The organism is Mesorhizobium sp. M6A.T.Cr.TU.014.01.1.1, from assembly GCF_004022765.1.
GTDB lineage: Bacteria > Pseudomonadota > Alphaproteobacteria > Rhizobiales > Rhizobiaceae > Mesorhizobium > Mesorhizobium mediterraneum.
In genome coordinates this window covers 378823-404244 of record NZ_RZPG01000001.1, presented here as the reverse complement: position 1 = coordinate 404244, position 25422 = coordinate 378823, and the positions used below count along the sequence as shown (strand labels likewise).

The following is a 25422-nucleotide window of genomic DNA, read 5'->3' as shown; positions in this document are numbered from 1 at the left end:
GCACGCTGGCGGCTGGCATCTTTTTGCTTGGCGCGTTCGTCGTCCTGGCGCTCGGCGCGCCGCTGATTGCGCCTTACGATCCGATCGCACAGGACGCGACAGCACGGCTCCAGGGGCCGTCCTGGCTGCACCTGTTCGGGACGGACAATTTCGGCCGCGACATCCTCTCGCGCGTCATCTGGGGTACGCGCATCGACCTGAAGATCGCCGTCATCGGCGTCATCTTTCCCTTTCTCATCGGCACCACGCTGGGCACGGTAGCCGGCTTCTTCGGCGGGATAGTCGACGCCATCTTCATGCGGCTGGTCGACATCATCCTGGCCTTCCCGTTCCTGGTATTGATGCTATCGATCATTGCGATCCTGGGGCCGGGCCTGGCCAGTTTCTACATCGCCATGGCCCTCGTCGGCTGGGTGTCCTACGCGCGGCTCGTCCGCGCCCAGATGCTCGTGCTCAAGAACCACGACTACGCGGTTGCCGCGGTCAGCCTCGGCTTCAGCCGCACGCGCATCATGTTCCGGCACCTCCTGCCCAACGCCGCTGCCGGCTCGGTCGTCTTCGCGATGTCCGACGCGGTCCTCGTCCTGCTGAATGGCGCGGCCATCAGCTATCTCGGGCTCGGCGTCCAGCCGCCAGTCGCGGAGTGGGGCGTGATGGTGGCGGAAGGCCAAGCCTTCGTCACCACCGCGTGGTGGATCACGCTGTTCCCGGGGCTTTCGATCGTGACGCTCGCCTTTGCCTTTAGCATGATCGGCGACGGGCTGGCCGATTTGTTCGGGGTTCACGAATGATCGCGGCGCTGCTCAAAATCACCGACCTGACGGTCGTCCACGACGGTGACGGCGGGGAGCGTACCCTGCTTGACGCCGTGTCGCTCGACCTCGCTCCGGGAGAAGTGCTCGGGCTGGTCGGCGAGAGCGGGTCGGGCAAGAGCCTTCTCTGCCGCTCCCTCGTTAGACTGCTGCCATCGAGCCGGCTCAGGATCAGCGGCGGCTCGATCACACTTTCCGGGCGTGAGCTGACGACTGCGCCGGAGGCCGAGATGCTCGCCGTGCGCGGCGGCGAAATCGGCATGATCTTCCAAAATCCGAGCAGCCATCTCGACCCGGTCATGAGGATCGGCGACCAAATCACCGAGGGGATTCGCTTTCACCAGCGGCTGGACGCCAGGGCGGCGCGCGCCGCGGCAGTGGATATCCTCGCCCAGGTCGGGTTTCCGAATCCGGCTCGGCATTACGATAGCTATCCGCACGAATTCTCCGGCGGCATGCGCCAGCGCGCCATGATCGGCGCGGCGCTATCGAGCAATCCCAGGATCCTGATCGCCGACGAGCCGACGACGGCACTCGACGTGACGATACAGGCGCAGATCCTGCGGCTTCTGATGGACATCCGCGCGAGGCGTGGACTCTCGGTGATCCTGGTCACCCACGATCTCGGCATCGTCGCCCAAGTCTGCGACCGCGTCGCGGTGATGAGGCAAGGTCGATTGGTGGAGGTTGGAGAGAAGCGCGGTCTGCTTGCGGCGCCGGCGCACGCCTATACCCGTTCGCTGATAGCCAGTCATCCCTCGCTGCCGGAGGAGGACATGCCGGAAAAGACTGGGAAGCGCCAAGCACCCGGAGCGGTGCCGCTGGTCGACATCGAGAAGCTGCATGTACGCTTCGCCACCGGCGGCCTGTTCCGGCGAGGCGCGGTTGATGCCGTCAAAGAGGTCACGCTCCGTGTCATGCCGGGCGAAACGGTCGGCATCGTCGGCGAATCCGGAAGCGGCAAGAGCACTCTGGCGCGCGCCGTCCTTGGCCTTACGCCGGTCTCGTCAGGCACGATACGTTTCGATGGTGCGGACATCGCCTCGGGTCGCGCAGTCCTCGCCAGGCTGCGACGCCAAACCGCCATGGTTTTCCAGGACCCCTACAACGCCCTCAACCCTCATCTTACCGTTGGCAAGATGCTGGCGGAGGTCCTGCGGGTACAGGGCAAGATCGAGACCGCGCAAATACCAGCACGCTGCGGCGAACTGCTCGACCTGGTCGGCCTGGGGCGCGCGTTCCTCGACCGCAAGCCGCGCACGATGAGCGGCGGCCAATGCCAGCGCGCCGGCATAGCTCGCGCGCTTGCCGTCGACCCGAAACTGATCATCGCGGACGAATGCGTGGCCGCCCTCGACGTCACCATCCAGGCGCAGATCGTGGAGCTGTTCCGCGAACTGGTGGAGCGTATGTCGCTCACGCTGATATTCATCGCGCACGATCTCGCCATCGTGCGTAATCTCTGCCAGCGTGTAGTGGTGATGCACCGCGGCGCGATTGTCGAGGAAGGTCGGTCGGAGGAGGTGTTCTCCCGGCCGAAGCATGCCTACACCGCCGCGCTGATCGCCGCCGTTCCGCATATCGATCCGGACAAGCCGCTGCTTGCTCCCTCGAAGATGGCGACCGCGCAGGCCGACGGGGTCGCAAACTGAAAACCAGAGGCAAACCAGAAGGGGAATACGGATGTTAAGAAGCAAATGGATGCGCATCGGCTTGGTCACCGTTATGACCAGCCTGTCCCTGGGGGCGACGCTCGCAGAAGCCGCCGGCGTACTGACGATCGGTCGGCGCGAGGACTCGACCACCTTCGATCCGATCAAGACCGCCCAAAACATCGACCTGTGGGTGTTCGCAAACGTCTATGACGTGCTGATCCGCGTCGACAAGACCGGCACCGAACTGGAGCCCGGTCTCGCCGAGAGCTGGGAGGTCAGCCCGGACGGCCTCACCTATACGCTCAAGCTGCGCGACGCGAAGTTCTCGGACGGCTCCGACCTGACGGCCGAGGACGTGGTGTTCAGCCTCACCCGCATCAGGGACGACGAGGGCTCGCTGTGGGCGGATCCCTTCAAGGTGATGGATACGGTCGAGGCAACCGATCCGAAGACCGTCACGATCAAACTCAAGCAGGCGACCGCGCCATTCCTGGCGACGCTGGCATTCCCGATCGCCTCAGTGCTTTCCAAGAAGGCCTTCGAGACGCTCGGCCCGGAGAAATATGCCGAAACGCCTATCGGCTCCGGCGCCTTCACTATCACGGAATGGCGGCGCGGCGACCGTGTCATCCTGGCGAAAAACCCGCATTTCTGGGAGGCCGATCGTGTGAGTCTCGATGGCATCGAGTGGATCTCCGTGCCGGACGACAACACCCGCATGCTGAACGTGCAGGCCGGCCAGCTCGACACCGCGATCTTCGTGCCATTCTCGCGCGTCGCCGAACTGCAGAAGGATTCCAACCTCACCGTCCATCTGGACCCGTCGACCCGCGAGGATCACCTGCTGATTAACCACGAGCATGGCGCGCTCGCGAAGAAGGAGGTGCGGCAGGCCCTCGACATGGCCATCGACGAGCAGGCTGTTGTCGACACGGTAACGTTCGGCTACGGCGAGGTCGCAAACTCCTACATCCCGAAGGGCGCGCTCTATTACTACGCCGACAATCTGAAGCGGCCCTACGATCCGGAAAAGGCCAAGCAGATGCTGGCCGACGCCGGGGCTTCGGATCTGACGCTCAACTACGTCGTGCGCGCCGGCGACGAGATCGTCGAGCAGACGGCCGTACTGCTGCAGCAGCAGCTCGCCAAAGCCGGCGTCACCGTCAACATACAGAAGGTCGACCCCAGCCAGGAATGGGACATGCTGGTGGCCGGCGACTATGACGTCGGCGTCAACTACTGGACCAACGACATCCTGGACCCAGACCAGAAGACCACCTTCGTGCTCGGCCACGACGCGAACATGAACTATATGACCCGCTACAACAACGAGAAGGTCAAGGAGCTGGTCGCGGCCGCGCGCACCGAGATGGATCCGGCCAAGCGCGAGCAAATGTACACCGACCTGCAGAAGATGGCCAAAGAGGACGTCAACTGGATCGATCTGTACTACAGCCCGTTCATCAACGTCTCGCGTAAGAACATCGAGAACTTTTACCAGAATCCGCTGGGCCGGTTCTTCCTGGAGGACGTGGTCAAGAACTAGGCTTGTGAACGAAGCCGTGGGACGCCGCTCGGCGGCGTTCCGCCCAACCGTGACGACACGCTTGGCGTCCCGCCCGTCTGGTCACCACGCGTCGTTTGTCGGGGTGAGATGAGCGATCTGCTGCTGTCGCTACTTCCGCTTTCTGATAGTTCCGCGATGATTGCAGCCGGTCCGCTTCCGTGAAGAGTTTCGGGCGCCGGCAGGCGTACGAAAGTCCCCGAGGAAGGAACCCGCGGGCCACAGGCGATGGCTATGGGGATTTCGGATTTCGGCAGATGTCGGCGATGGCGCGACCGCCGTCGAGGAGCTCTGGGGTGAATGCGGACAGACCGCTTCGTTGCGCCTCCGCGCGGTGTTGTCCGAACGGTGGGCGGCTGGGCGCGGCTCTGTCGGAGTCGATAATCACCATAGACGTGCGTCGATCCGTTGCCGGAGGCTGAGTGCCTGCAGTTGAAGGCTGAACCTTTCCATGCTGGGTCATGGCGTGCTGCTCCCGGTCGACGGGGAACCGTGTGGCGGTCCGCGCGGCTGCCTCCATCGTTCGAACACCTCGATCACGATCATGCGGCCGCCACAGCAGGGGCATGGCGGGCGAAAGTTGTCCGGTTCGTCCGTGGTGTCATCGTCGGACGGTGCGGCGACGTTCAGGAGTTCACGAGCAAGCGCGAGGCTGGCCTTGCGAGCAGAACCGGCAAGCAGGCCGCAATGCCGGATGCGATGGAAGCCACGCGGCAGGACATGCAGCAGGAAGCGGCGGATGAACTCGTCGGTCGCGAGCGTCATGAGTTGCTGCCGGTCGGCGCCTTCGCGACGATAGTCCTTGTAGCGGAAGGTGACGCCGCTCTCGTCGAGGCGGATGAGGCGGCTGTTCGAGACCGCCACCCGGTGGGTGTAGCGCGACAGGTAGGCGAGCACCGCTTCCGGGCCGGCGAAGGGCGCCTTGGCGTAGACCACCCAGCGCTTCTTCCGGATCGGCGACAGATGGCGCAGGAATGCCCGCCGTTCCGCGAGATGAGCAATTGCGCCGAAGAAGGCGAGCCGGCCAGCGTCGTGCAGCGCGACCAACCGGGAGAGGAACAGCCGGCGGAACAGCTTGCCGAGCACCCGCACCGGCAGCAGGAAGGCGGGACGCGACGATATCCACCGGCTTCCGTCCGGCGAGATGCCACCGCCTGGCACGATCATGTGCACGTGCGGATGATGCGTCATCGCCGAACCCCATGTGTGGAGCACGGCGGTGATGCCGATGCGTGCGCCCAGATGCTTCGGATCGGCCGCGATGGTCAGCATCGTCTCCGACGCCGCCTTGAACAGCAGGTCGTAGACCGCCGCCTTGTTGTGGAAGGCGATGTCGGCGACCTCGGCCGGCAGCGTGAAGACGACGTGGAAGTAGCCGACCGGCAGCAGGTCGGCCTCGCGCTCGGCAAGCCATGTCCGCGCCGCGGCACCCTGGCACCTTGGACAGTGCCGGTTGCGGCAGGAGTTGTAGGCGATGCGCCAGTGGCCGCAGTCCTCGCAGGCCTCCACGTGACCGCCAAGGGCCGCGGTGCGGCAGTGCTCGATCGCCGACATGACCTTGAGCTGCTGCAGTGTCAGATGCCCTGCATGGGCGGCCCGGTAGGCGGGCCCGGCAGTGCGGAAGATGTCGGCAACCTCGATCGAGGCGCGCACGCTCAGCCGTCGGGTGAGATCTCTTCCGGCTTGAAGAGGCCAAGCTTGTCGAGCGGGCTCGTGACGGTGCGCACCGTGCGGGTTGCAACCTTGGTGTAGAAGGCGGTGCTATTTAGCTTTGGCGTGCCCGAGCAGCACCTGGATGACCCGGATGTCGGTACCGTCCTCCAGAAGATGGGTCGCGAAGCTGTGGCGCAGCGTGTGCGGCCCGACGCGCTTGGCGATGTCGGCCGCCTGCGCTGCCTCGACGACCACGCGATAGAGCTGGCGGGTGCTGATGGGCTTCATCGCATGCTGCCCCGGAAACAGCCAGCCGTCGCGGTGCATCACGCCCTGCTGGCGTCCGACCTTCCACCACTGGCGCAGCAACAAGAGCAGGTCTTGCGACAGCATGGCGTTCCGGTATCGCCCGCCCTTGCCGCGCTCGACACGTAGCAGCATGCGCTCACTATCGACGTCGGCGATCTTCAGCGTCGACACCTCCGCCACGCGCAGGCCCGCGCCATAAGCGACCGACAGGGCGGCCTGGTGCTTGAGGCAGGTGGTGGCGTTGAGCAGCCGGGCGACCTCGTCGCGGCTCAGCACCACCGGCAGCGTGCGCGGGTGCGCCAGACGAACGAGCTTGCGCGCCAGATCGGGACGATCGACCGTATGCGTGAAGAAGAAGCGCAGCGCCGACACAATGCTGTTCATCGTCGGCACGGGAACACCGTCGTCCTGCTGCTCGATCTGGAACTGGCGCAGGTCGTCGGTGGTCGCTGTGTCTGGTGAACGCCCGAGGAACGTCGCCAGGCGTCCGATGTCGCGGAGATAGTTGCGCTGCGTCTCCCGTGAGAAACGCCGCATGTTCATGTCGTCGGTCAACCGCTGGCGCAAAGGGCCGATGGGGGCATCGAGAGCGGAATGGGTCATGGTCAGGCTCCTTGTTGAAGAAGCCCGTCATGCTCTGCCGCCGCCGAACAACGCTCAATGCAGGCGCGACGACCGGTCCCCGATCTCTACCTCAATCGCAGGCGCCCTCCCGCGCAGCGGGTTCGTTCATCGGCCCAATCAAGACGTTTGGCACATTGGCGCCAAGCGTCCGCTGTTGGCGCAAAGCAGTCGTTAAGTTGTAGAACCAGACCCAAGTGTTGCGTGCAGCGACATTCACCGAGCGCCGAAGAGATCAGTCAGTCCTCCCTCGCAGCACCAGATCATTTCGTTGAAATCGCTGAGGTTCCTGCTGGTTGGCTTTGGCTGGCAAGCCTCGAAAGGCTGCCCAGCAACATTGTTCTGTCCTTGCCGATCATCAGCACGCCGCTGTCGGGGGCCAGCAGTGCCGAGAACGGCAACATCGCTGCGCCGATCGGCGAGGCCTCGGGGCCGAATTGTCCCGACACGATTTCCGGAGCCACGATGCCGATGGCGCTGATCATGTTGAACTGGGTCTGCACCTTTGCCAGCAGCTCGAGGTGGATCGGCCGCGGCAGGATGCTGTCGAGAACGATCGCCTCGATATCGATGACGGAGGTGATGGCGATGATCGCCTCGACCAGCGCATTGGCACAATCGTCGATCCATTCGGACAGGGGCTCGCGCGCCCCCGGCGGCAATGGATCCAGTTCTCGAACACGATTGATCTCGACGCCGCGCGACTTGAGATGATTGACCAGCACATAAATTGAGGCGCGATGCAGAAGGCTTTGATAACGCGCCGGCTTGGCTGCCACAGAATCTAGGCTTGAAGGCGAGACCGGCAAAGGACCGAGCGCGGCGCTGTTACCGTGCGGTCCGGTATGGACCTTGCCGCCTTGCACCAATCCACCGCCGACAAAGGTGTCGATCGAAATATGCATGAAATCGCGGAACCGCGCGCCGCTCCCCTGGATGAGTTCGGCGAGCGCCGCCGATGATGCGTCGTTTTCCACGAAAACTGGGGTCTTCGGCTTTGTAGCGAAGAAAGTAGACAGATCGATCGCTTCCCAGCGGCTACCGAGGTCATTGGGAAAGCCGAGCTCCTCGCTCCAGCCGCCGAGGAAATATGGCGAAGCGATTCCGACACCGACGATGCTGGCATCGCCAAGCCCCTCGACCAGCTTGTTGAAATTGGCCAGCGACATGTTGCCGGCCTTGAGCACCAGATCGGGGTCCGGAAAGCGATATTCGTGCGACTCGCGGGAGCGGACCTCGCCGGCGAAGTCGACGAGCACGGCTTCCAGCGCGCGCCGGCCGATCTTGATACCAACGCTGTAGATGCGCTCTGGGATAAGCCTATAGAGAGTGGACGGCGATCCGCGTTGCCCGAACCTTTTTCCCACCTGCTTTACGAATCCGGACGACTCCAGCCCGTCGACAATGGTGGCGACCGCGGCCGGCGTCAGATTTGCGGCGCGCGCCAGATCGGACTTGGATGCCTCCTTCAGGCGGCGGATGGCATCAAGCACGAAGCGCTCATTATAATGCCGAACCTTGACCGAATTGCTGCCTTTTCCGGACAAAACTGGCGCTTCCCCATTATTTCCCGCGGAGCCACGATGGCCGCTTACAGCTCTGAAGCCGCTGCGGTCGAGGCACTTCGGCCGCGACCCTGCGCGACGCGACAGTGCCCATAGGGGCCATAGAAGTCAATTTCCTGTTGCCGCCTGGGCCTATTTAATATAGCAAATTGAAAAAAGAAGACCAGGGAGGAAAAGTGCTGCACTTGGGCGCATATGGCGAAGCCGATGCCGCGGCAAAGAGGGATGTGGCTGTCCCCGTTGCCCTGGTTCAGGCGACAAAGGCCTTCGGTGGCACGATTGCCCTCAAGGATGCATCCTTCGAATTGCGCTCGGGCGAGGTGCTGGCTCTGCTTGGCGAAAACGGGGCCGGCAAGAGCACCTGCGTGAAATTGCTGGCCGGCGTGCATGCCCCTACCGGTGGCCATGTCGAAGTCGATAACACGCCTGTGGTTTTCCACACACCGCACGACGCCCAGGCCGCCGGAATTGCGGTTATGCACCAGCATCCCGGCCTGTTCCCCGATCTTTCGGTCGCGGAAAACATCTATCTCGGCCATATGCCGCGGGACCACTTCGGCGGCATCGACAGCGCCGCCATGCTTGCCGGGGCACGCAAGGTGCTAGCGACAGTCGGCCTCGACGTGCCAGCCGAAACCCGGCTCGGAATTTTGCGCACCTCCGAACAGCAACTGGTCGAGATCGCCCGCGCCCTGTCGCTCGACGCGCGGGTGCTGATCATGGACGAGCCGACGGCCGCCCTGTCGCAGCGCGAGGTCGAGCGGCTGTTCACCGTCGTCGCCGATCTGCGGCGGCATGGCGTGGCGATGATGTTCGTCGGCCACCGCATGGACGAGATCTTCCGCATCGCCGACCGTATCGCGGTGCTGCGCGACGGGCGCCTCATTGGCGTCAAGCCGAAGGCCGAGCTTGGCCGCGCGGCTGCCATCAGCATGATGGTAGGCCGCGACGTAACCGACCTCTATCCGGAACGAAACCACGCCACCGGCGCGCTAGTGCTGGAGGCGAGGGGGCTTTCGCACGCCGGCGGCTTTTCCGACATCGACCTCAAGCTCCACGCTGGAGAGGTGCTGGGGCTCGGCGGCCTGGTCGGCAGCGGACGGACCGAGATCGCGCGCGTGTTGTTCGGCATCGACCAGCCGGATGTCGGCGAAATCCTGATCGACGGCGAGGCTGTGCGCTTCGCATCGGCGCGCGACGCCATGGATGCGCGTATTGCCTATGTCTCGGAAGACCGCATGGGCCAGAGCCTGGTGATGGATTTTTCTATCCTCGACAACGCGGTGTTGCCCGTCCTCGACAGGGCCGCTCGCTCCGGCCTCTACGGCACGGACCGCGCGATCGGTCTGGTTTCGGATTGGCTGAAGCGCATGAAGCTTCGCTTTTCCGGATACGGGCAGCCGGTGAAGGAACTGTCCGGTGGCAACCAGCAGAAGGTGGTGTTGGCCAAATGGCTGCGCACCGAGCCGCGCGTCCTCATCCTCGATGAGCCGACGCAAGGGATTGATGTCGGCACGAAGGCGGAAGTGCATCAGATGATCGCCGACCTTGCCGCGCAGGGCATGGCTATCATCCTGATCTCCTCCGAAATGCCCGAGCTCATCGGCATGTGCGACCGCATCATCGTCCTGCGCGAAGGTCATCAGACGGCCGAATTTGCCAGGGGCGAAGCCACCCAGGAAAAGGTGCTGGAAGCAGCCACGAAGGCCAACGAAAGCGCCGGCCCGGCAGCACAGGCGGAACGAGCCGCCCGCGTGGAGAAGAGAAAAGGACCACTCGACATACTGAAGCGACGAGAGTTCGGCCTGCTCGCCGCGATGCTGGCGGTTGCCATCCCGGTCACCATTATCAACCCGCGCATGGTGAGTGCGGCAAACCTGACCGCCGTGTCGATGGATGCTGCCCTGCTCGTAGTCGCAGCACTCGCTCAGATGCTGGTGCTGATCACCCGCAACATCGACCTTTCTATCGCTGCGGTGATTGGCCTGTCGGCTTACATGGCGGCCAGCATGGTTCAGGCCTATCCAGGGCTCGACATCGGCATCGGTCTCGCGACCGCATGCGCCGTCGGTGGTGTCGCCGGCCTGATCAACGGCCTTGTTGTCACCAGGGGAAAGATACCAGCCATCGTCGTCACACTGGCGTCGATGTCGATTTTTCGTGGCTTCAACTCGATCTGGGCAGCTGGCGACCAGATCAGCGCAGATGAAGTAACGCAAGCCTGGCTCGACATGACTGGCCTGAAGATCGCCGGGGTGCCGCTTATCGTCGCCATGGCCATCGTCATCCTGTGCTTGGGCTACGTGCTGCTCTATCGCACTGCGGTCGGGCGGGAACTGTTCGCCGCTGGCTCCAATCCGGACGGCGCACGTCTTATCGGCATCCCCGTTGACCGGCGCATTCTGCTGGCCTTCGGCATGGCCGGCCTGCTCGGCGGCCTATGCGGCGCGCTGTGGGCATCCCGCTATGCGACCATCGACGCCCGCGTCGCGCTCGGTTTCGAACTCACCGTGATCGCATCGGCGGTGGTCGGCGGCGTCGCCATCCGCGGTGGTTCGGGCACGCTGCTCGGCATCATCCTCGGAGCGCTCACGTTGCTGGTCATCAAGAACGGACTGACGCTGGTGCGCGTCGACCCGCTGTGGCTACAGGGCGTCTACGGGCTGGTGATCCTGGTCGCCATCGGCATCGACACCTTCATCGTGCGGCGCGCGGAGCAGGCAAGACAGGCGAGGGCGAGATGAAAAAATTCATCCGATCGATCGACTTTTGGGATCTCCTGCTGGCGACCTCTTGCTTCGCCATCTTCCTCTACGCGGCGATCTTCGTGCCGAATTTCGTCTCTGGCTTCAATCTCTCGCAATTGGCCGCGAGTGCCTCGGAAAAGGCGTTGCTGATCCTGCCGATGACGCTGCTCATCATCACCCGCGAAATCGACCTGTCGATCGCCTCGGTGCTGGCGCTGACGTCCGTCGTCTTTGGCTTACTGGTCCAAGCGGGCGTGCCGACGCTTGCTGCAATCCCGCTGACGCTCATCGCCGGTGGTCTGCTCGGCGCTTTCAACGGCTATCTGGTGTCGGGCCTTGGACTGCAGTCGTTGGTTGTGACGCTCGGCACCATGGCGCTCTATCGAGGTATTGGCTACATTCTTCTCGGCACCGGCTCGGTCAACATCCTGCCGCCTGCAGTCGTGGATTTCGGCATCAACAACCTGCCGGGCACCGAGATACCGTGGACCATCATGCCTTTCCTGGTGCTGGCGCCGGTGTTTGCGATCGTGCTCCAGAAGACGCCGACCGGTAAGCGCATCTACGCGCTCGGCGGCAGCCCCGAAGTGGCGCGCTATTCCGGCATAAACACCCGCCGGATGGTCCTGAACCTGTTCGTCGTCTCGGGTGTCGTCGCCGCCATTGCGGGCATCGTCTATACCGCGCGCCTCTCCAACGCGCGCGCCAACAATGCGCTCGGCATGGAGCTCGACGTCATCACCATTGTGCTGCTCGGCGGCGTCAGCGTCTTTGGCGGCAGGGGGCGCCTAACTGGTGTCATGCTTGCGTTGGCCCTGATTGCCATCCTTCGCAACGTGCTGGCGCTCAACCAGATCGGCGGCGATGCGCAGGGCATGATTATCGGCCTGCTTCTGATCGGCTCGCTGCTGGTCGGCAATAACTGGCGCTCCGCACGGGAGAGGCTCAGCAGATCGCGCGTCTTGCGCGAAACCAAGGGGTAATCTCGGGCCCCTTCCTTCAAGCCCGAATTCTGACGGAGGAGTCACAATGAAAGCGTTTAGACTAGCCCTGCTCGCATCCGCGGTTCTGCTCGCGCCGACCTCGCTGGCCTTCAGCCAGGAATGCTCAAAGGAACCGGTATCGGTCGGTTTCCTGCCCAAGCTCGATACCGACCCCTACTTCAAAGTGGCTTTTGGAGGCGCAGAAGAGGCAGCGAAGGAAATTGGCGGCACCGTTACCCAGGTCGCCCCATCGCAGGCGACTGCTGAGGCGCAGATCGAATTCATCAACAGCCTGGTGTCGCAGAAGGTCGGGGTCATCGCCATTGCCGGCAACGACGCCAATGCCGTCGCGCCTGCGCTGAAGCGCGCCGTTCAACAGGGCGTCAGGGTGATTTCGTATGACTCCGATGTGGCCGCGGACGCCCGCGCGGTGTTTGTAAATCAGGTGAAGGGAGACAGTCTCGCCGAAATGATGCTGGCAAGTGCATTCGACCTCAGCGGTGGTGAAGGCGAATTCGCGATCCTGTCGTCGACACCCACGGCGACCAACCAGAACGCCTGGATCGACTTCATGAAGGCGAAGATGGCTGCCGAGCCGAAGTTCTCCAAAATGAAGCTGGTGCAGGTGGCCTATGGCGAAGAAAGTGAACAAATCAACCAGCAACAGGCGTTGGCGCTGGTCCAGGCGTTTCCGGACCTCAAGGTGATCATCGTCCCAGCAGGCATTGGCCTTCCGGCGGCCGCGCGTGCACTCGAGGAGGCGGGCATGATCGGCAAGGTCAAGCTGACCGGCCTCGCGCCGGCCACTCTGATCTCGAAATACATCAAGGACGGGGCGGCTCAGGATATCTGGTGGAACGTCACCGATCTTGGGTATCTTACCTATCAGACAGCCCAGGCACTTGCGCAGTGCAAGATCACCGGCAAGGAGGGTGAGAAGTTCACAGCAGGCAGGCTCGGCGAATACACGATTGGCGCCGGCGGCGAACTGATCCTTGGTCCGGCCAAGATCGTGACACCCGACAATTTGGCCGAGTTCAAGTTCTGACTCTGTCGAGGTCAAGCCCCAGGGCGCCGGATTTATCCGGCGCCCTTCCTAACTCTCTCGAATGAAAACGGTGCGGGGCGGAAATGAAGATGTTGCTTGCAGGCGAAACTTTTTCGGCAACGACGTCGGTCGCCATCGGTAGTGATGTGCTTACAAGTGCGACGTCGACAAATGGCGCGACGGCTTTCAACGCCGCGCTGGCCGCCGAAGGCATCGCCGTCACGCAGATCGGCGGCGAGCGCTGCGCCGCGGAGTTTCCCTATGACCTTGATGCGCTCGCCCAATATCAAGTGGTGGTGATCTCGGACGTCGGCGCGCTGACGTTGCTGGTCACGCCGGATGCCCGCGCCGGGCGTGTCGGCGTCAACCGCCTCGATGTACTCAAAGCTTATGTCGAAGGCGGCGGCGGGCTGATGCTGGCTGGCGGTTACATGGGCTTTCAGGGCATGTTCGGGACGGCGCGGTTCCATGACACCCCGGTCGAAGATGTGCTGCCGGTCCGCTGTCTGCCCTTTTGCGACGGTATGGAGGTGCCGCAAGGCCTCCAGGCCTCCATCCTGCAATCGTCCCACCCAATTTTTTCCGGGGTGGAGGGGCCGTTGCCGCCTATCCTCGGCATGAACAAGCTGGAATTCAGGCAGGACGGCTTGTCTGGTCTTCTGGCGACCTGCCACCATCGTGGCACGGACTGGCCGCTTCTTGCCGTTCGCGACCATGGCCGCGGCCGCACGATTGCCTGGGCAACCGATATCGGCCCGCATTGGCTCTCGCAGGATTTTCTCGGATGGTCGTTCTACGGAAAACTCATGGCGAATATGGTCCGTTGGCTCGCCGGCACTGATGAGAAAGCCGGATGCCGGATTTGACCAATGTCGTTGCCCGGGGCTCCCTCCGGGCCGTCGGCAAAGTGAGGCCCTCGCTTCGCGTGAAGCGGCACTGGCCGAATGGGGCCAGAACTTCGGGTGCCGCGTGGTCTTTGGATGATCACAGTTTCAGGATCACCGCCCTTTGCCGCCCGGTAGACCGCAGCAAGTTATACCCGCGGCAGCGCCCTATGGAGTTACGCCTAGGGCGCGCAGGCCCTTGCTAGCCGCGACATATTCAATGAAATCGCGGGGGCCGTCGCGCACGGCTAGCCGGTAAAGCCGCGGGCCTTGTCGGCATGGCCCTTGAGTGGTGGAACGCCGCGGCGTCGAGATTGGCCCACACTGATTTCCGCGTATCCTGCTCGATACGGAATCGTCGGCTGCGGCCTGTGCTGCTTCGGGCGCCTGCTCGCCAAGGAACTTGCGAACCAGCGGGCAGGCCATCTGGTCATGTCAAACCTGCTTGCCGCTTGGCGCAAATGGCCCCGCCGCCGCGCCGCTCGGCCAGATCCGCCCGGATCGCATAATAGGCATTGCCGGTGTGGCAAGATCCGCCTGCGCCCTGGCCGGTTCTCGGCCGTAGAAATAGTAAATTCCCCTGCTTGAGCTCAATCCTTTTCGCTCAACGCCTTCTGCCGCGACCGCTGGTGAAATTGCTGCCACGAGGTCCAGTTTGAACTGGCGTGTTGTTGCGGTTTTCGTCGGAGAGTTTGCGCCAGCGGGCAAGACGCTCAGGATCCAGCGTGCCAGTGGCCAAAGCTGCTTGTACCGCACAGCCCGGTTCATGAGCATGAGTGCAGTCGCGGAACCTGCAAAGCGGGGCAAGCTCGGTAATTTCGGCGAACAGTGTGTCGATGCCGTAAGCCACATCGCTAACCTGCAGCGTTCGCATTCCTGGCGTATCGATCACCCACCCGCCACCTGCAATGGGGTGCAGAGATCGCGAGGTGGTGGTGTGGCGTCCTTTGGCATCTTGTTCGCGAATGTCTCCGGTCTGTTGAGGCAATAGCTGCGCTGATCCGACCAGCGTGTTCACCAGCGTCGATTTGCCCACGCCGGAGGAACCGACGAGTGCAACTGTTTGTCCTGAGCCGCACCAGGCGGCTAAGGCAATTGCGGCACCAGCCGTGCGGGGGTTCAACGTGATTACGATCAGCCCCCGCTGCAGTGCGGCAGATTGCTTTTCGTACTCCCGGGCGTCAGCCACGGTGTCGGCCTTGGTCAGCAGGATCACCGGAGTTGTTCCGGCCTCGTTCGCCAGCGCCAGATAGCGCTCGAGCCGGGCGGGGTTGAAATCAGCATTGCATGACGTGACGATAAACAAAGTGTCGACATTGGCCGCGGCAAGCTGCGGCTTCTTGGTGCCCTGAGTACGGCGTTCCAGCACTGTCTTGCGGGTCAGGCGGCGATACAGCAGGTGGGTGTGGGGGTCGACAAGGACCCAGTCGCCAACGGCGTAGTCGCCAGTGTTCGTTTGCATCGGCAATGTCAGATCCATTTGCCCTGTTTGAGATATGCCGGTCAGGCGGTCACGGTGCACCATGGCAATACGCGTTGGGATGAGGTTTGCTTCATGCGGACCAACCTGATCGCCGAACAAATCCGTCCATCCCAGACTTGCGAGGGACATTGATCGAGTGGCGGTGGAGGGATCCGTCACGACTTTGACCAAAGGTACGGCGTCGCAGACATCGGACAGTATCCTTGGAAAAATAAGGTGAGCGCAGAAACCGGCCTCGGGATGGGCACGTTCGAGCCGTTATATGGGCGGCATGACGAGATTAGGCAAACCGGCGCCGCGGGGATGGCTGGGCCGTTCGATCCAACGGATCGTTTGGCTCGCCGGCTGCGTTTGGCGCGCTCGGGGATAATGGTACCACCGTTTCCCGCTTTAAAAGACTTAATTTGGCCAAACGGCCGCCTTTGGTGCGACCGAGCCGGCCGAGGATTCGGCTCTGCCGTACAGCCACGGAGCTTCGTACATCGCGGTTGGACGCTACGACCACAGCTTGCATAGACACAGGTTGTGAAAACGCGCGATAAGGTCATGCTGCGATAAATTCAAAGATGGCCGGGCACCAGAAGATGGCACAACGAATGTGCAACGCAATGCTTGGCTTCGCGGCGCTTGCCTTAGCCGCGTGCCAATCGGCTCCTGAAACGCCGCAACCCACTCTCGAACCTGCGTTGGAACCTGGTAACATTCCTGCCCAGACTGCCTCGGATCCTGCCGCTGTTCCCTCCGGCTCTGCAATCATGGATCAATCCGTGGCGGTCACTCCCCCTGACAAGGACGTTCCGACAAAGTATGCTGCTTTTTCGGGTCTGTGGGCCGGACGATTGGATGGGATGTATGACGCCAAACTTGCTGTTCAGACGATTTCTTCCAATGGGAGGGTGACGGTCACCTATGCGTGGGGAAATCTGGGCGACAACCATCCGGGAGAGGCCGCCGGCGCTGGAAGAATTGTGGGGACTACGTTGAAGCTTGAGCGCCTACCGAATGGCGCAGACGTCAGTTTTGTCATGCGGCCCGATGGAGCCCTGGCCGGAACCGTTAGGCTTGCCGGCCAGACCTACACGGGCGCGTTCCTCAAGCAATGATCAAAGACGTGTCTGAAGAGCAATGCAGGGGCCAGGCGACTGTTCCAACATTGTTATCCGGAGTAGGGCTGTGCCGGCCGTGATGCAAGATGTGAGCCTTACTTTCCGTTGGTACATCCTGGCGGAGGGAGAGGACCTGAAATCCAACCTTTCCACGGATCGAGATCACCTTCGTAGTTGGGGTGTTCGGCTGATGCTGTTCAGTCGACCTGTTCAATCTGCGGACCTGGGTCAACCGGCGGAGCCGGCGTGCAATCTTGCCCCTTGCATTCCTCGACAGGGTCATCGGCTGGTGGAAGGCAGTTTTGGCCCTCGCAATGAACTGCTGACTCTGGCGCTTCTACGTGGTTAGGCGGAACAAGCTGATCCTCAGCGCGAACGGCCGGCATTACTATGCTGATCATTCCCGTACACAAGAGCGCAATCCCAAGCAATTTCATTTCCGCCTCCGTGCCTGGCAGCGAGCTGTACCCTACACTTTCAAGCTGCGGCCGTATCGTCTCACCCGCGAACGCCGTTAACACTGCATTTCAGTGTTGGCCGGAAGGGCGGGCGAATGATCAGCCTCTTGCATCTCGGACGCAGGCCGGATAGGCGCGGTCGATGCGGTGGGGTCGGGCACCTTGATGACACTTCGGCGAGGGACGCTTGGATTGGCCGGATCGGCCTAATCGGGGCGGTAGGTGTGCTTGGCGCGATTCCGCACTGAACGACATCTGGCAACCAGATCTCGAACTTCCATGGGCGCTCCTCCCGAGCAGCCCCCGTAGTCAAATTAGCACCGGCGCTGCCTAGTCGGCATTAAAGTTTGATGTAGGCACCAGCAACGTGGCCAGTTGCACCATGACCGCCGCCATGTGAGCCGCCTTCTTCTGACTTAATCTCTCAAAGTTCTGCTCGTGACCATAACCAATTATCGAGCATTCGCGCCGGCAAGCATCGAGGCAGTGAGCGGTTCGTCAAGCTTGCGTCGGTCGAAAAATTACTGTCCTCGCGCAGCCAGCCACACCGCCAACATGCCGGTGAGCGAACCGATGATGCCGATTATCACGCCGGCCCACGTGATTGCCCATTCGCGCCGGTCCCGGCGCTCTTGCCGGATCGCTTTTCGAAGCTGGGAATAGCCGATCGTCGTCAAATGCCAGGTATGTAGCTGATCCGACCGCTCCCAGACCGGGCTGTCCTCGCTCGGGTAATCACAGACTATTCGCTTTCCGCAAGAGCCTCGGCGTCTTGATCGCCTCAAATCTGGTCAACGTACAACGAAGTTTCCCAGCGACGTCGGTCTTCAACTTTCGCGCGGTCGTCGCTCTTGGTACCCGCCAGTTCGACATCGCAGGCCCGGTCGATTTCGCTGATCATGCGTCGGTGCCTGCCAATCTCCACTGCCTCTCTAATCCGTAGTGGCATCCACATAATGACCTCAAGAACTACTGGCCAAGCGCCAAGAACTTTCATCGGAGCATGACGACTTTCTCTTGGGCTGCCAAGCCAACGAGCGCCGGCGTCAGCAGGAGGCGGCAAGCCTAACGCAGGCACCGGCGTGTTAACTCCCAGGACAGTCAGCTTACCCTTCGGACGTCCTAACGCGCTGGTGCCCCGCAATGGGCCAATCTGTATGGCACCGCAATTGCACGGTCAGCAATGCCGGGTACCCCAATGCTCGGCACTCATGGGGCCCGTCGCTTCGCAAATGGAGCGGCGAGCCCTTTTGCGTGCCTGCTATGCGCCTTCAGTGCGCCATTCTCGCTGACGGTGCGAACCGCAGAGTAGGCCCGTCAAAGGGACTCAACTGACTTTAGGAGCCTTGCTCGCGACCAGGAATCCGCCCGATAGCGATTCCAAGGCGTCGAGTGCCTCCCAGGGCTGAATGAGACTGCGAACTATGTGTTGCCGATTCCCCTCAAAACTACGTCAGAGTCCTCGGCGAGGACGCGGAAGCGGGATCGCGCCGAGCGGATCCGGCCCGCCGGCGGGCCGAAGCTCGACATTGAGGGAACGTGCCGTTTCGCTCGCCCTTGAGAAGGGCGAAGCCCGAACAAAAGGCCTGACCGATATCGGCGTTCCCCGCTGCTACCTCGCCCGCATGTGCGAGGAAGGGTCACTCATGAAGGTCGACTATGGGCGCTACAGTTCCCAAAGCGGCTTGATGGGACGATACGAATTGCTCTTGAGGGCGCAAGATGCTGACGGGAGCCGGAGTAGAATTAGGTGCGCTGGCGCAGAAAAGGCGGGGCTTGTGCTCTGGAACAGGCCCATCGCGGAATTCGTCTAGTATACGTTCAATCTTGCAATTTTCAGTAGGCGACTGGCGCGACGGCGTCGATGTCCGTCTGGCCAAGGCCCTTCAGTTGATGCTTCGCCCGCCGGAAGAGCGAGATATGATTGCGGCTACGGCTACGAGCACGGCCGTTCCCAAAAGTTCTTCGCCGCCCTCGAAACGGGCGCCTTACGCAGCTACCGATCTGCCCTGACGATCGATCGGGAAGGGCTTGCGACGAGCGTCAAAAGCCGCGAGTTGCTCTTCCGCTTGCCGCAGTTGTTCGATATTTTTTCCCGTTCGTTCCGCGATCAGCACAGCCAGGATTTCGACCGCGGAGAGGGCCGGCGCCATGCTCTGGAAGAAGGATTGCGACTTTGTCGGGACGATGATGCTTTCGCGGGCTAAACGTGCCAGCGGCGATGCCCTGCTGTCAGTAATCGCCACGATCGCAACACTTCGGCGCGATGCCAGCTCCACGAGTTCAATTGTTGCGCTGCTGTAGGGTGCAAAGCCGAGCCCCAGCAAGACATCATCCGGTCCGGCTCGGTGAATGGCTTCCAACCCGCTTCCGGTTGTCGGATCGAGCAATATTGCGTGGTAATCCATCTGCGATACTACGGAGGCGAAATGGCGGGCGACCGTGTGGGCCGAACGCAGGCCGAGACAAAAAAGACGCCGGGAACCGGCGAGAACCGCTGCCGCAGCCAGGAACTGCTCTGCGCTGCCCGGATCGCCGAGGCTGGCTGTGTGGGCGGCGAGCATGCTGGCAACCCGGATGGCGGGGGAGCATCCTCTTGCCAGCGTCCGTTGCCTGACGCGATCGTCTGAACCGACCGAGGCATTTTCGGGCGCACGCAGCGCTTTTGCATAGGCAGCGCGCAATTCTTCGTAACTGTCCAGCCCGAGCCACGTTGCGAGCCGGACCATTGTTGTGTGCGAAACACCGACGCGGCGGGCCTGTTCGCGCATCGACATCAGTGCAACGTCGCTGGGCTGATCCAGCACGAATCGAGCTGCAGCCTTAAGCTGCGGCGGCATCGTCTCGAGCTCTTCCACCAGCATATCGGTCAAGGGGCCTTTTTTCATGTCGAGTGACCTCCTGTTTTACACGCCGTCCGGGCCACGTCCGTAACAACGATCGATTCCCCCACTCCTTCCGGTCTTGAGTTGACTGCCAAGCGTCATTCGGAAGCCTCCGTCACGATAGGCTGAATGAAATATTTCCTCGTCACTTGGTCTCGAATGAGCTCGTGCGTGAATCTTGGTTTGCCTGACACATCCCGAGCAAATCTGTCTGTGTATCCGGCTTTCTCGGGTACGAATACAGCGTCGGGACTCTCTGGAAGCGACCCACGCACCTCCTCCACTCGAACGCTTATTGTTTCTCCTGCGGGATCAATTCCGACGTCAATTCGCCAGACCGCATTCGGATTGTACTCGAACTCGCCGACGAACCGGCCGTTTTCAACAGGCCTTCGCCCGATAATGTATTCCGGCGGAATCTGCGAAAGCATGTGTTCGTGTTCAAACGACAGCCAAACTTCCTTGCCAAGGTCATGGGCCACATCATTGATTTTATAGCTTACGGTTTCCGCGTTCAGGTCACGGCTCGAGCCTTGAGTCGGATCTTTGAAAACATAGACATAGCCTGAGCCTTTGTCCTTTGTCGCCGTGCCTCCCGCAAACTGTCGCGCGACCCAAGGGACCTCGCTCGCTGGGACTCCCCCCAATTCCCCCTCGTACGTACCTCGTGAGAAATCGAGTGCGTCGCTCGCCGTCAGCCTCGAACCCTGGAAAGTGCCAGGCGGCCTAAAAGGCTCCGCGAACGCGTTGAAGTGGCCAGGCGCACGCGTATCACCGCGGACCAAAACCGTCCTTTCTGAGGGGCCGGAACGTGTATATTTCCCGTGTTTGATCTCGCCCACGAGTTCGCTCGGGGGACGTCCGCCCGGCCAGTACGGCAAATCTGGCACGCGCGAAAGCTGCGTACCCAATGAACGCAGGAATTTCACTGGATCGGAAGCATAGCGGCGGTCGATTGTTATCACCCTGTTCTTAGGATCGATGCCGTTGCGGCTTCCCGTTTTCGGATCTCGTCCTGTAGAAACACCGAAGCGATATCCCTCGTTCCGCGCTTCCTCGAGCCGGCCCGTCAGCGCTGCGCGATCCGGCAGGAGCGCAGCGGCCTGGTTTCTGGCCTGCTCAAATGCTGCCTCATCAATCTTCGGACCAAGCAAGCGTGAACTGCCGCCCACGATGGGAACGATGCCTGGTTCGCTACCCTGCCGCATGACAAGCTCATGCGTGTAGCCTTGGCTGTACAACGTGTCGGCAGTTGGCCGCAGGCCGATTTCCGGTGGAACGTAGACTCTGGCGGGATTCTGCGGGCGTGGCCCGAGGACTCTTACAGTGTGTTTCTCGCCCCTGATGGCAAGGTCAATCGTTCCGCCGCGCTGCGGTGGTTCCAGTCCAGAATATTGCGGTCGCTGATTGGGCGAACTTGCCTCCCTCTGCGCCGAGCCTGCTGTCGGGCTCCTACTCGTCCGCAAGCCGCGCACGCCAAGGCCCGTTCCGGCGATGCCGGTTCCCAGACCGACGACGGAATTTGCCAGCTCGAGGCCGGACATTTCACCGCCATTCGCGGCCAGCTGTTCGGCAGATTCGCGTATCAGCGGAACACCGGCGACGATGGCCGCCCCATCCATCCCGCGAGCGGCCGCATTCAGCTTGCCGCCGCTCTGCAGCTGTCGTCCGACATCGTCCGCGTAGGATGTCTTCGGCAGATGCACGCGAACTTTGCCCACGCCCAAGGTGGCATCTTTGGTTCGAATTGCACCGAAGCCGCCTTTCGCGGCCTGGCTGGCCGGCAATTCTGTCCGAGCCAAGAGGCCGCCGGTCCGCACCCCGCCTGCTGCCAACGGCAGCGCCGTGGTGGCGATCGAAAGCATGTTCATCCTCGATTCCTTGTCGCCCCACGAGCCGCCGTGCTCAAGATGGTTCACTTGACCGACGAGCGCGCGCCCGCCGAGATAGGCACCCCCTGCGTAGGCGAGCGGCGCGGCGACGGGCGCCGCCGGAGTGAACGAAGCGATGGTTGCGACGGCGGTTCCGATGCCGACGATGGGATCGCCCCATTTTTCCCACGCCGAGTCGTACTGCGCTTTGACGGCCTCGTAAGCAATGGTGCCGTCAGGGCGACGAGTGGTGTCCAGGCGGGTCGGCATCACCAGGATGCCCTCCTCCTTGAACTGGTTGTTGTTGTCGAGGAAGTCCTGACGGCTATCGAACACCTTGCCCGCCATATCGACGTAATGGGTCTCTCCCTGGCGGTTCTCCACCTCGAAAAGACCTGTCGTGATCGAGACGCCAGGTGCGTCGTAGCGCATGACGATGGGTCGGACCGTGAGATCGCCGGCATTGTCCGGGTCGTCGCCATTGATCTGAGGGCTTCTCAGGATCTGCGTCTCGACCTTTTTGACGTCGACCTCCCGGCCGGCCTCGCCCATGCCCTGAACCATGGTCCTGATCATCGCGCGGACCCTGGCCGAATCCCGCCCGGTGATCGGACCTCCTACCTTGGCCTGGAGCGCCTGAATTTCCGCGCTGTTTGCCTGGGGGTCCTCTCTGACGAAGCCGACTTCGGCTTCCTTCCGTTTTTCGGGGTCATGGCGCTGTTCCGCCGGCAGGTGCAGAAGGTTGTTGTCATGTTTGAAACTTGGGTCGTCCACCAGCTTCTTGCGATGGTCAGCGACCGCTCCGGTTCGACCTTGCGTCTCCTGCAGCAGTTTCTGGAAAGGCGATTTGGCAGGATCCTGGTTCGGATGCGCCTTGACCCAAGCCTGCTCCAGACTGCGAAGGTGAATGGTCTCGCCTTGCAGGAAGTGGAGGTCGGCCGCGGTCTTGGCGATCGCAGCGTTTCCCAAATCGATGCGCGCACGCAGGGCCGCGTCGCTCGCCTGTTCGTATGCGCGCCACACCGGCTGGTACGATGAATAGTCGAGTTCCCGCGATTTCTGGAAGTTTTTCCAAATCGCGGCATTTTCCTCCTGCTCGTTCCTGTATGGGTTAAAAGGCCGCTCGCCTGCGCGCTCTTTTTGTCGGATTGTCGCGTCGTCCAATCCATTCCATTGCCAGCTCTTCTTGAACTGTTGGAAGGCCTTCTGCAGATCCTCATGTGCCTGCGCGCGGACCGTTTCCTTCTCCAGCCAATCTTGTCCGGCCTCCAGCAGGCGGAGGTTCTTGTCGGCCGCGTGCACGTTCCGGTCGACGCGGTCCGCGAAACCCAGGATTTCCTCCAAGATGTCCTTGGCGCGCTCGTGGGACGCAGTTCCAGGCTTGGTCTTCTGAAGCCGCTCGTACGCCTCACCGACAATTTTGCCGGTTTCAGCCTGCTGCGTGGCAGCGAGGATGGACGTTGCTCCGCCTTGTGCAACACCTTCATCCACCTTCGCTTTTTCGAGCGTAGCCCTTAGTTGCGTCCGCTCCTTCTCCAGCCCCGCAGTGGGCTCGCCCTCCTTCCTCGCCTGCTGGATCAGGGTGCCCAGCTGTCGGATCCTGGATTCGTAGCCATTGACCGTGGAATGCTGATCGTTGGCATGTTTTTGGGCATAGCCCGCAGCGCCTACCATTTTCATTCTCGTGGTGTCGCCAGTATTTGGGTCAAGGACTTTGACGTCGAAAACGTCGTTCCCGTCGATCACCCGTCTGTACGGCTCGTCATGTTGATAATCGTAGCCTTCAATCACCATCTTGTTGGTTGCAGGATCGACGATCTTTATCATTCTAGTGTCGCCGTTGTCGGAAGTAGGCTCGGTGGTCTCAATCCTCACGCCGCCCGATTTCAGAAGGGCGATCACCTCGGATTCGGTCATCCGTCGATTGCGCGCCACCTGTGCGATGGTCGCGCCATCCTCGAAGACCGCCTTTTTCACCTGATCGCCATTCCGTTCCGCGACGCTCCTTTCTCCCGCCAATCTGATCCGGTGGCCGGTGGACGAGATGAACCAGGCTTCCGTCTTCCCATCCTTGTGCGTAGTCTTCTCGATAGCCGAGCCGTCCGGTCTCGAGGTCCTTTCGACAACCGTTCCGTCCCCCATATCGTTTTCGTAGCGCGTCGTTATCGCGCCGGTTTTCTCGTCGCGGCTGCTGGCCTGCTTGCGGCCGAGCCCATCTCTGAGCGGCGAGGAGGAAACCACGTTGCCGTCACGGCTTTTCACTTCAATGGTATAATTGCCTTTCTCGAGGTCGTGAGTTTCGGTGACGGTCTTGCCGGTCGTCGGGTCCGCAATTGCCGTCGTGCGCCCGATGTTGTTTTCTGTCGCATCGACCCGTAGGCCAGCCGCGCGCAATTGGTCGAGGATCTGCTCCCTGGCAGCCTGGCTATCCTTCACGTGCGGTAGGGTTTGCTTCGCGATCAGGTCGATGCTTTTGCCACGGATAACATCCGCAACGACGCGGTCCGCCTGGGCCTGTCCCTGATCGACCCGACCGTCGAGCTTGACCGGAACGGTTTGCATTCCATTCGCGTTGGCAAAAAGCCGTTGGGTGAGGAACGCCGACATTATTGGCGCTTCGCTGCCGGAGCTGTTCGAGCCTGACGAGAGGCGTGACGTTGTCTGAGATACGCGCGGCTGGCTGTTGCCTGGGAACGCCAACATCTGCCGCTCTTTCAATTGTGCATCGAACGCCTTGTCCTTCGCACTCACCGTCGGCTCATAAACCGCGGGTTTGTAGATGATCGGACGAATCGCCATCTGTCATTCTCCAAAAAAATGTCTCGCCGGCCCGCAACGGCCTGCATCCCCGCAGTGGGCAGGAGAGGCGACTGCCCTTTGGGGAGGACCACAGTCGGGGAGCGGCGCTACGACATGGTTTCAGGATTCGAAAATTTGGTTACAGCTGAAACACGCCGCACTGGAGTTGCGATGGCATTCCCATCAGTTTGGTGACAGAGACATGGCAGTGGCCGTCAGCGTCGAGCTTCCTTGGTGAGACGGAGCGCCCTCACTGCCAAAACCAGACGAGCGGCGACAAAAAGAAGCGCAAATTCGTCCAGTGATATCGAGACCGGGACTGCGAGAGTGTAACCGACGCCCCGTTCCGTCGTGAGGAGTTTTGGCACGCTCGGATCAGAGCTTGCGGCGGAGCGGCACGATTTGCACGTCGATGCTGCGGTCGAAGACCTCTTCGTCGTCAATCGGCTTGCTGCCAGCAGTTGTTCCCGGCTGAGCACCTGCTGCGGAGCCCTGAGGAACGCGGTTAACAGGTTGAATTCCCCAACTGTCAACGGTACGGCCTTGCAAGTTGGCGACACCAGGCGACTTGTCCGCATGTCGATCTCCCAACCGACGAAGCGATGGCGGATGTGTCTTGTCTTGCTGCGCCAGCGTTGTCCCGCCTCCGATCGTCGCCACACTGCGCGCACCCGTGCCAGCAACTCCCTGAGACTGAAGGGCTTCGTCACATAGTCATCGGCACCGAGCTTCAGGGCAATGACACGGTCCGCCTCGTCGCGCCGCTGACCGGTGATGACGATGATCGGCGCCTCTGGAGGACTGCCGAGCTGGCGCATTAGGTCCAGCCCGTCTCGGCAGCGCGGCTGATCCATGTCCGTTCGACCGATGAAGGCCATGATGATCGGGTTTGGAGAATGAAACAGCATCGCCCGCTGAACGTTGGTGTAACGTTCTCACACCGGCGCTGAAATCACGCTGTTGAAAAGTTGAATTGCCG

At 61.8% G+C, this 25422-nt stretch carries 14 protein-coding genes and 1 pseudogene; 8 read left to right on the top strand and 7 right to left on the bottom strand.

The window, feature by feature from the left end; all coding sequences use genetic code 11:
- Nucleotides 1-5 precede the first annotated feature (5 nt).
- From EN885_RS01830 to EN885_RS01820, 3 genes are read left to right on the top strand one after another with little or no spacing between them, the layout of a single operon-like run.
- Nucleotides 6-791: an ABC transporter permease gene (locus EN885_RS01830; RefSeq protein ID WP_245492990.1), complete on the top strand. Its 786-nt coding sequence runs from the start codon at nucleotides 6-8 to the stop codon at nucleotides 789-791.
- Nucleotides 788-2464 (top strand): ABC transporter ATP-binding protein, encoded by a 1677-nt coding sequence (locus tag EN885_RS01825; RefSeq protein ID WP_128242427.1) that lies wholly within the window; start codon nucleotides 788-790, stop codon nucleotides 2462-2464. The genes EN885_RS01830 and EN885_RS01825 overlap by 4 nt, the downstream gene beginning before the upstream one ends.
- A gap of 49 nt (nucleotides 2465-2513) precedes the next feature.
- Nucleotides 2514-4013: an ABC transporter substrate-binding protein gene (locus tag EN885_RS01820; RefSeq protein WP_128242498.1), complete on the top strand. Its 1500-nt coding sequence runs from the start codon at nucleotides 2514-2516 to the stop codon at nucleotides 4011-4013.
- Between the two features lie 477 nt (nucleotides 4014-4490).
- Here EN885_RS01820 and EN885_RS01810 read toward each other — a convergent pair whose 3' ends face one another.
- The 3 genes and pseudogenes from EN885_RS01810 to EN885_RS01800 all read right to left on the bottom strand — a co-directional run bounded on the left by EN885_RS01810 (nucleotide 4491) and on the right by EN885_RS01800 (nucleotide 8107).
- Nucleotides 4491-5684, bottom strand: a complete 1194-nt coding sequence (locus tag EN885_RS01810; protein ID WP_126106633.1) for an IS91 family transposase — start codon at nucleotides 5682-5684, stop codon at nucleotides 4491-4493.
- A gap of 2 nt (nucleotides 5685-5686) precedes the next feature.
- A pseudogene (locus EN885_RS01805) lies at nucleotides 5687-6596 on the bottom strand (tyrosine-type recombinase/integrase).
- Between the two features lie 281 nt (nucleotides 6597-6877).
- Nucleotides 6878-8107, bottom strand: a complete 1230-nt coding sequence (locus EN885_RS01800) for an ROK family transcriptional regulator (protein WP_245492981.1) — start codon at nucleotides 8105-8107, stop codon at nucleotides 6878-6880.
- Nucleotides 8108-8355: 248 nt separating this feature from the next.
- On the opposite strand from EN885_RS01800, the gene EN885_RS01795 reads away from it, so the two are divergent.
- The 4 genes from EN885_RS01795 (at nucleotide 8356) to EN885_RS01780 (ending at nucleotide 13823) form a co-directional block, all read left to right on the top strand.
- Nucleotides 8356-10923 (top strand): ATP-binding cassette domain-containing protein, encoded by a 2568-nt coding sequence (locus EN885_RS01795; protein ID WP_245492980.1) that lies wholly within the window; start codon nucleotides 8356-8358, stop codon nucleotides 10921-10923.
- Entirely contained in the window at nucleotides 10920-11909 is a 990-nt protein-coding gene (locus EN885_RS01790) for an ABC transporter permease (RefSeq protein WP_128242425.1), read from the top strand. The genes EN885_RS01795 and EN885_RS01790 overlap by 4 nt, the downstream gene beginning before the upstream one ends.
- A 46-nt stretch (nucleotides 11910-11955) precedes the next feature.
- Complete coding sequence (locus EN885_RS01785) at nucleotides 11956-12957, top strand: rhamnose ABC transporter substrate-binding protein (RefSeq protein ID WP_128242424.1); 1002 nt, start codon at nucleotides 11956-11958, stop codon at nucleotides 12955-12957.
- An 89-nt stretch (nucleotides 12958-13046) separates the two neighbouring features.
- On the top strand, nucleotides 13047-13823 hold the full coding sequence (locus tag EN885_RS01780) for a glutamine amidotransferase (RefSeq protein ID WP_245492979.1): 777 nt from the start codon (nucleotides 13047-13049) through the stop codon (nucleotides 13821-13823).
- Nucleotides 13824-14445: 622 nt separating this feature from the next.
- Here EN885_RS01780 and rsgA read toward each other — a convergent pair.
- The gene (gene rsgA / locus EN885_RS01775) at nucleotides 14446-15453 is read right to left on the bottom strand and encodes a ribosome small subunit-dependent GTPase A (protein ID WP_164897767.1); all 1008 of its coding nucleotides are present in this window, start codon (nucleotides 15451-15453) and stop codon (nucleotides 14446-14448) included.
- A gap of 479 nt (nucleotides 15454-15932) precedes the next feature.
- On the opposite strand from rsgA, the gene EN885_RS34050 reads away from it, so the two are divergent.
- Nucleotides 15933-16427 (top strand): hypothetical protein, encoded by a 495-nt coding sequence (locus EN885_RS34050; protein WP_245492978.1) that lies wholly within the window; start codon nucleotides 15933-15935, stop codon nucleotides 16425-16427.
- Between the two features lie 2449 nt (nucleotides 16428-18876).
- Here EN885_RS34050 and EN885_RS01760 read toward each other — a convergent pair.
- The 3 genes from EN885_RS01760 to EN885_RS01750 form a co-directional block, all read right to left on the bottom strand.
- Nucleotides 18877-19776, bottom strand: coding sequence for a MurR/RpiR family transcriptional regulator (locus tag EN885_RS01760; RefSeq protein WP_245492977.1), 900 nt, complete (start codon nucleotides 19774-19776; stop codon nucleotides 18877-18879).
- A gap of 95 nt (nucleotides 19777-19871) precedes the next feature.
- On the bottom strand, nucleotides 19872-24443 hold the full coding sequence (locus tag EN885_RS01755; RefSeq protein ID WP_128242421.1) for a DUF4781 domain-containing protein: 4572 nt from the start codon (nucleotides 24441-24443) through the stop codon (nucleotides 19872-19874).
- A 215-nt stretch (nucleotides 24444-24658) separates the two neighbouring features.
- Nucleotides 24659-25351: a response regulator gene (locus EN885_RS01750; protein WP_128242420.1), complete on the bottom strand. Its 693-nt coding sequence runs from the start codon at nucleotides 25349-25351 to the stop codon at nucleotides 24659-24661.
- Nucleotides 25352-25422 lie beyond the last annotated feature (71 nt).

Coding starts and splice junctions, on each gene's coding strand:
- EN885_RS01825 (WP_128242427.1), top strand. CDS start 788: ATGATCGCGGCGCTGCTCAAAATCACCGACCTGACGGTCGTCCACGAC.
- EN885_RS01820 (WP_128242498.1), top strand. CDS start 2,514: ATGCGCATCGGCTTGGTCACCGTTATGACCAGCCTGTCCCTGGGGGCG.
- EN885_RS01790 (WP_128242425.1), top strand. CDS start 10,920: ATGAAAAAATTCATCCGATCGATCGACTTTTGGGATCTCCTGCTGGCG.
- EN885_RS01785 (WP_128242424.1), top strand. CDS start 11,956: ATGAAAGCGTTTAGACTAGCCCTGCTCGCATCCGCGGTTCTGCTCGCG.
- EN885_RS01780 (WP_245492979.1), top strand. CDS start 13,047: ATGTTGCTTGCAGGCGAAACTTTTTCGGCAACGACGTCGGTCGCCATC.
- rsgA (WP_164897767.1), bottom strand. CDS start 15,453: ATGTCCCTCGCAAGTCTGGGATGGACGGATTTGTTCGGCGATCAGGTT.
- EN885_RS34050 (WP_245492978.1), top strand. CDS start 15,933: ATGCTTGGCTTCGCGGCGCTTGCCTTAGCCGCGTGCCAATCGGCTCCT.
- EN885_RS01760 (WP_245492977.1), bottom strand. CDS start 19,776: ATGAAAAAAGGCCCCTTGACCGATATGCTGGTGGAAGAGCTCGAGACG.
- EN885_RS01755 (WP_128242421.1), bottom strand. CDS start 24,443: ATGGCGATTCGTCCGATCATCTACAAACCCGCGGTTTATGAGCCGACG.
- EN885_RS01750 (WP_128242420.1), bottom strand. CDS start 25,351: ATGCTGTTTCATTCTCCAAACCCGATCATCATGGCCTTCATCGGTCGA.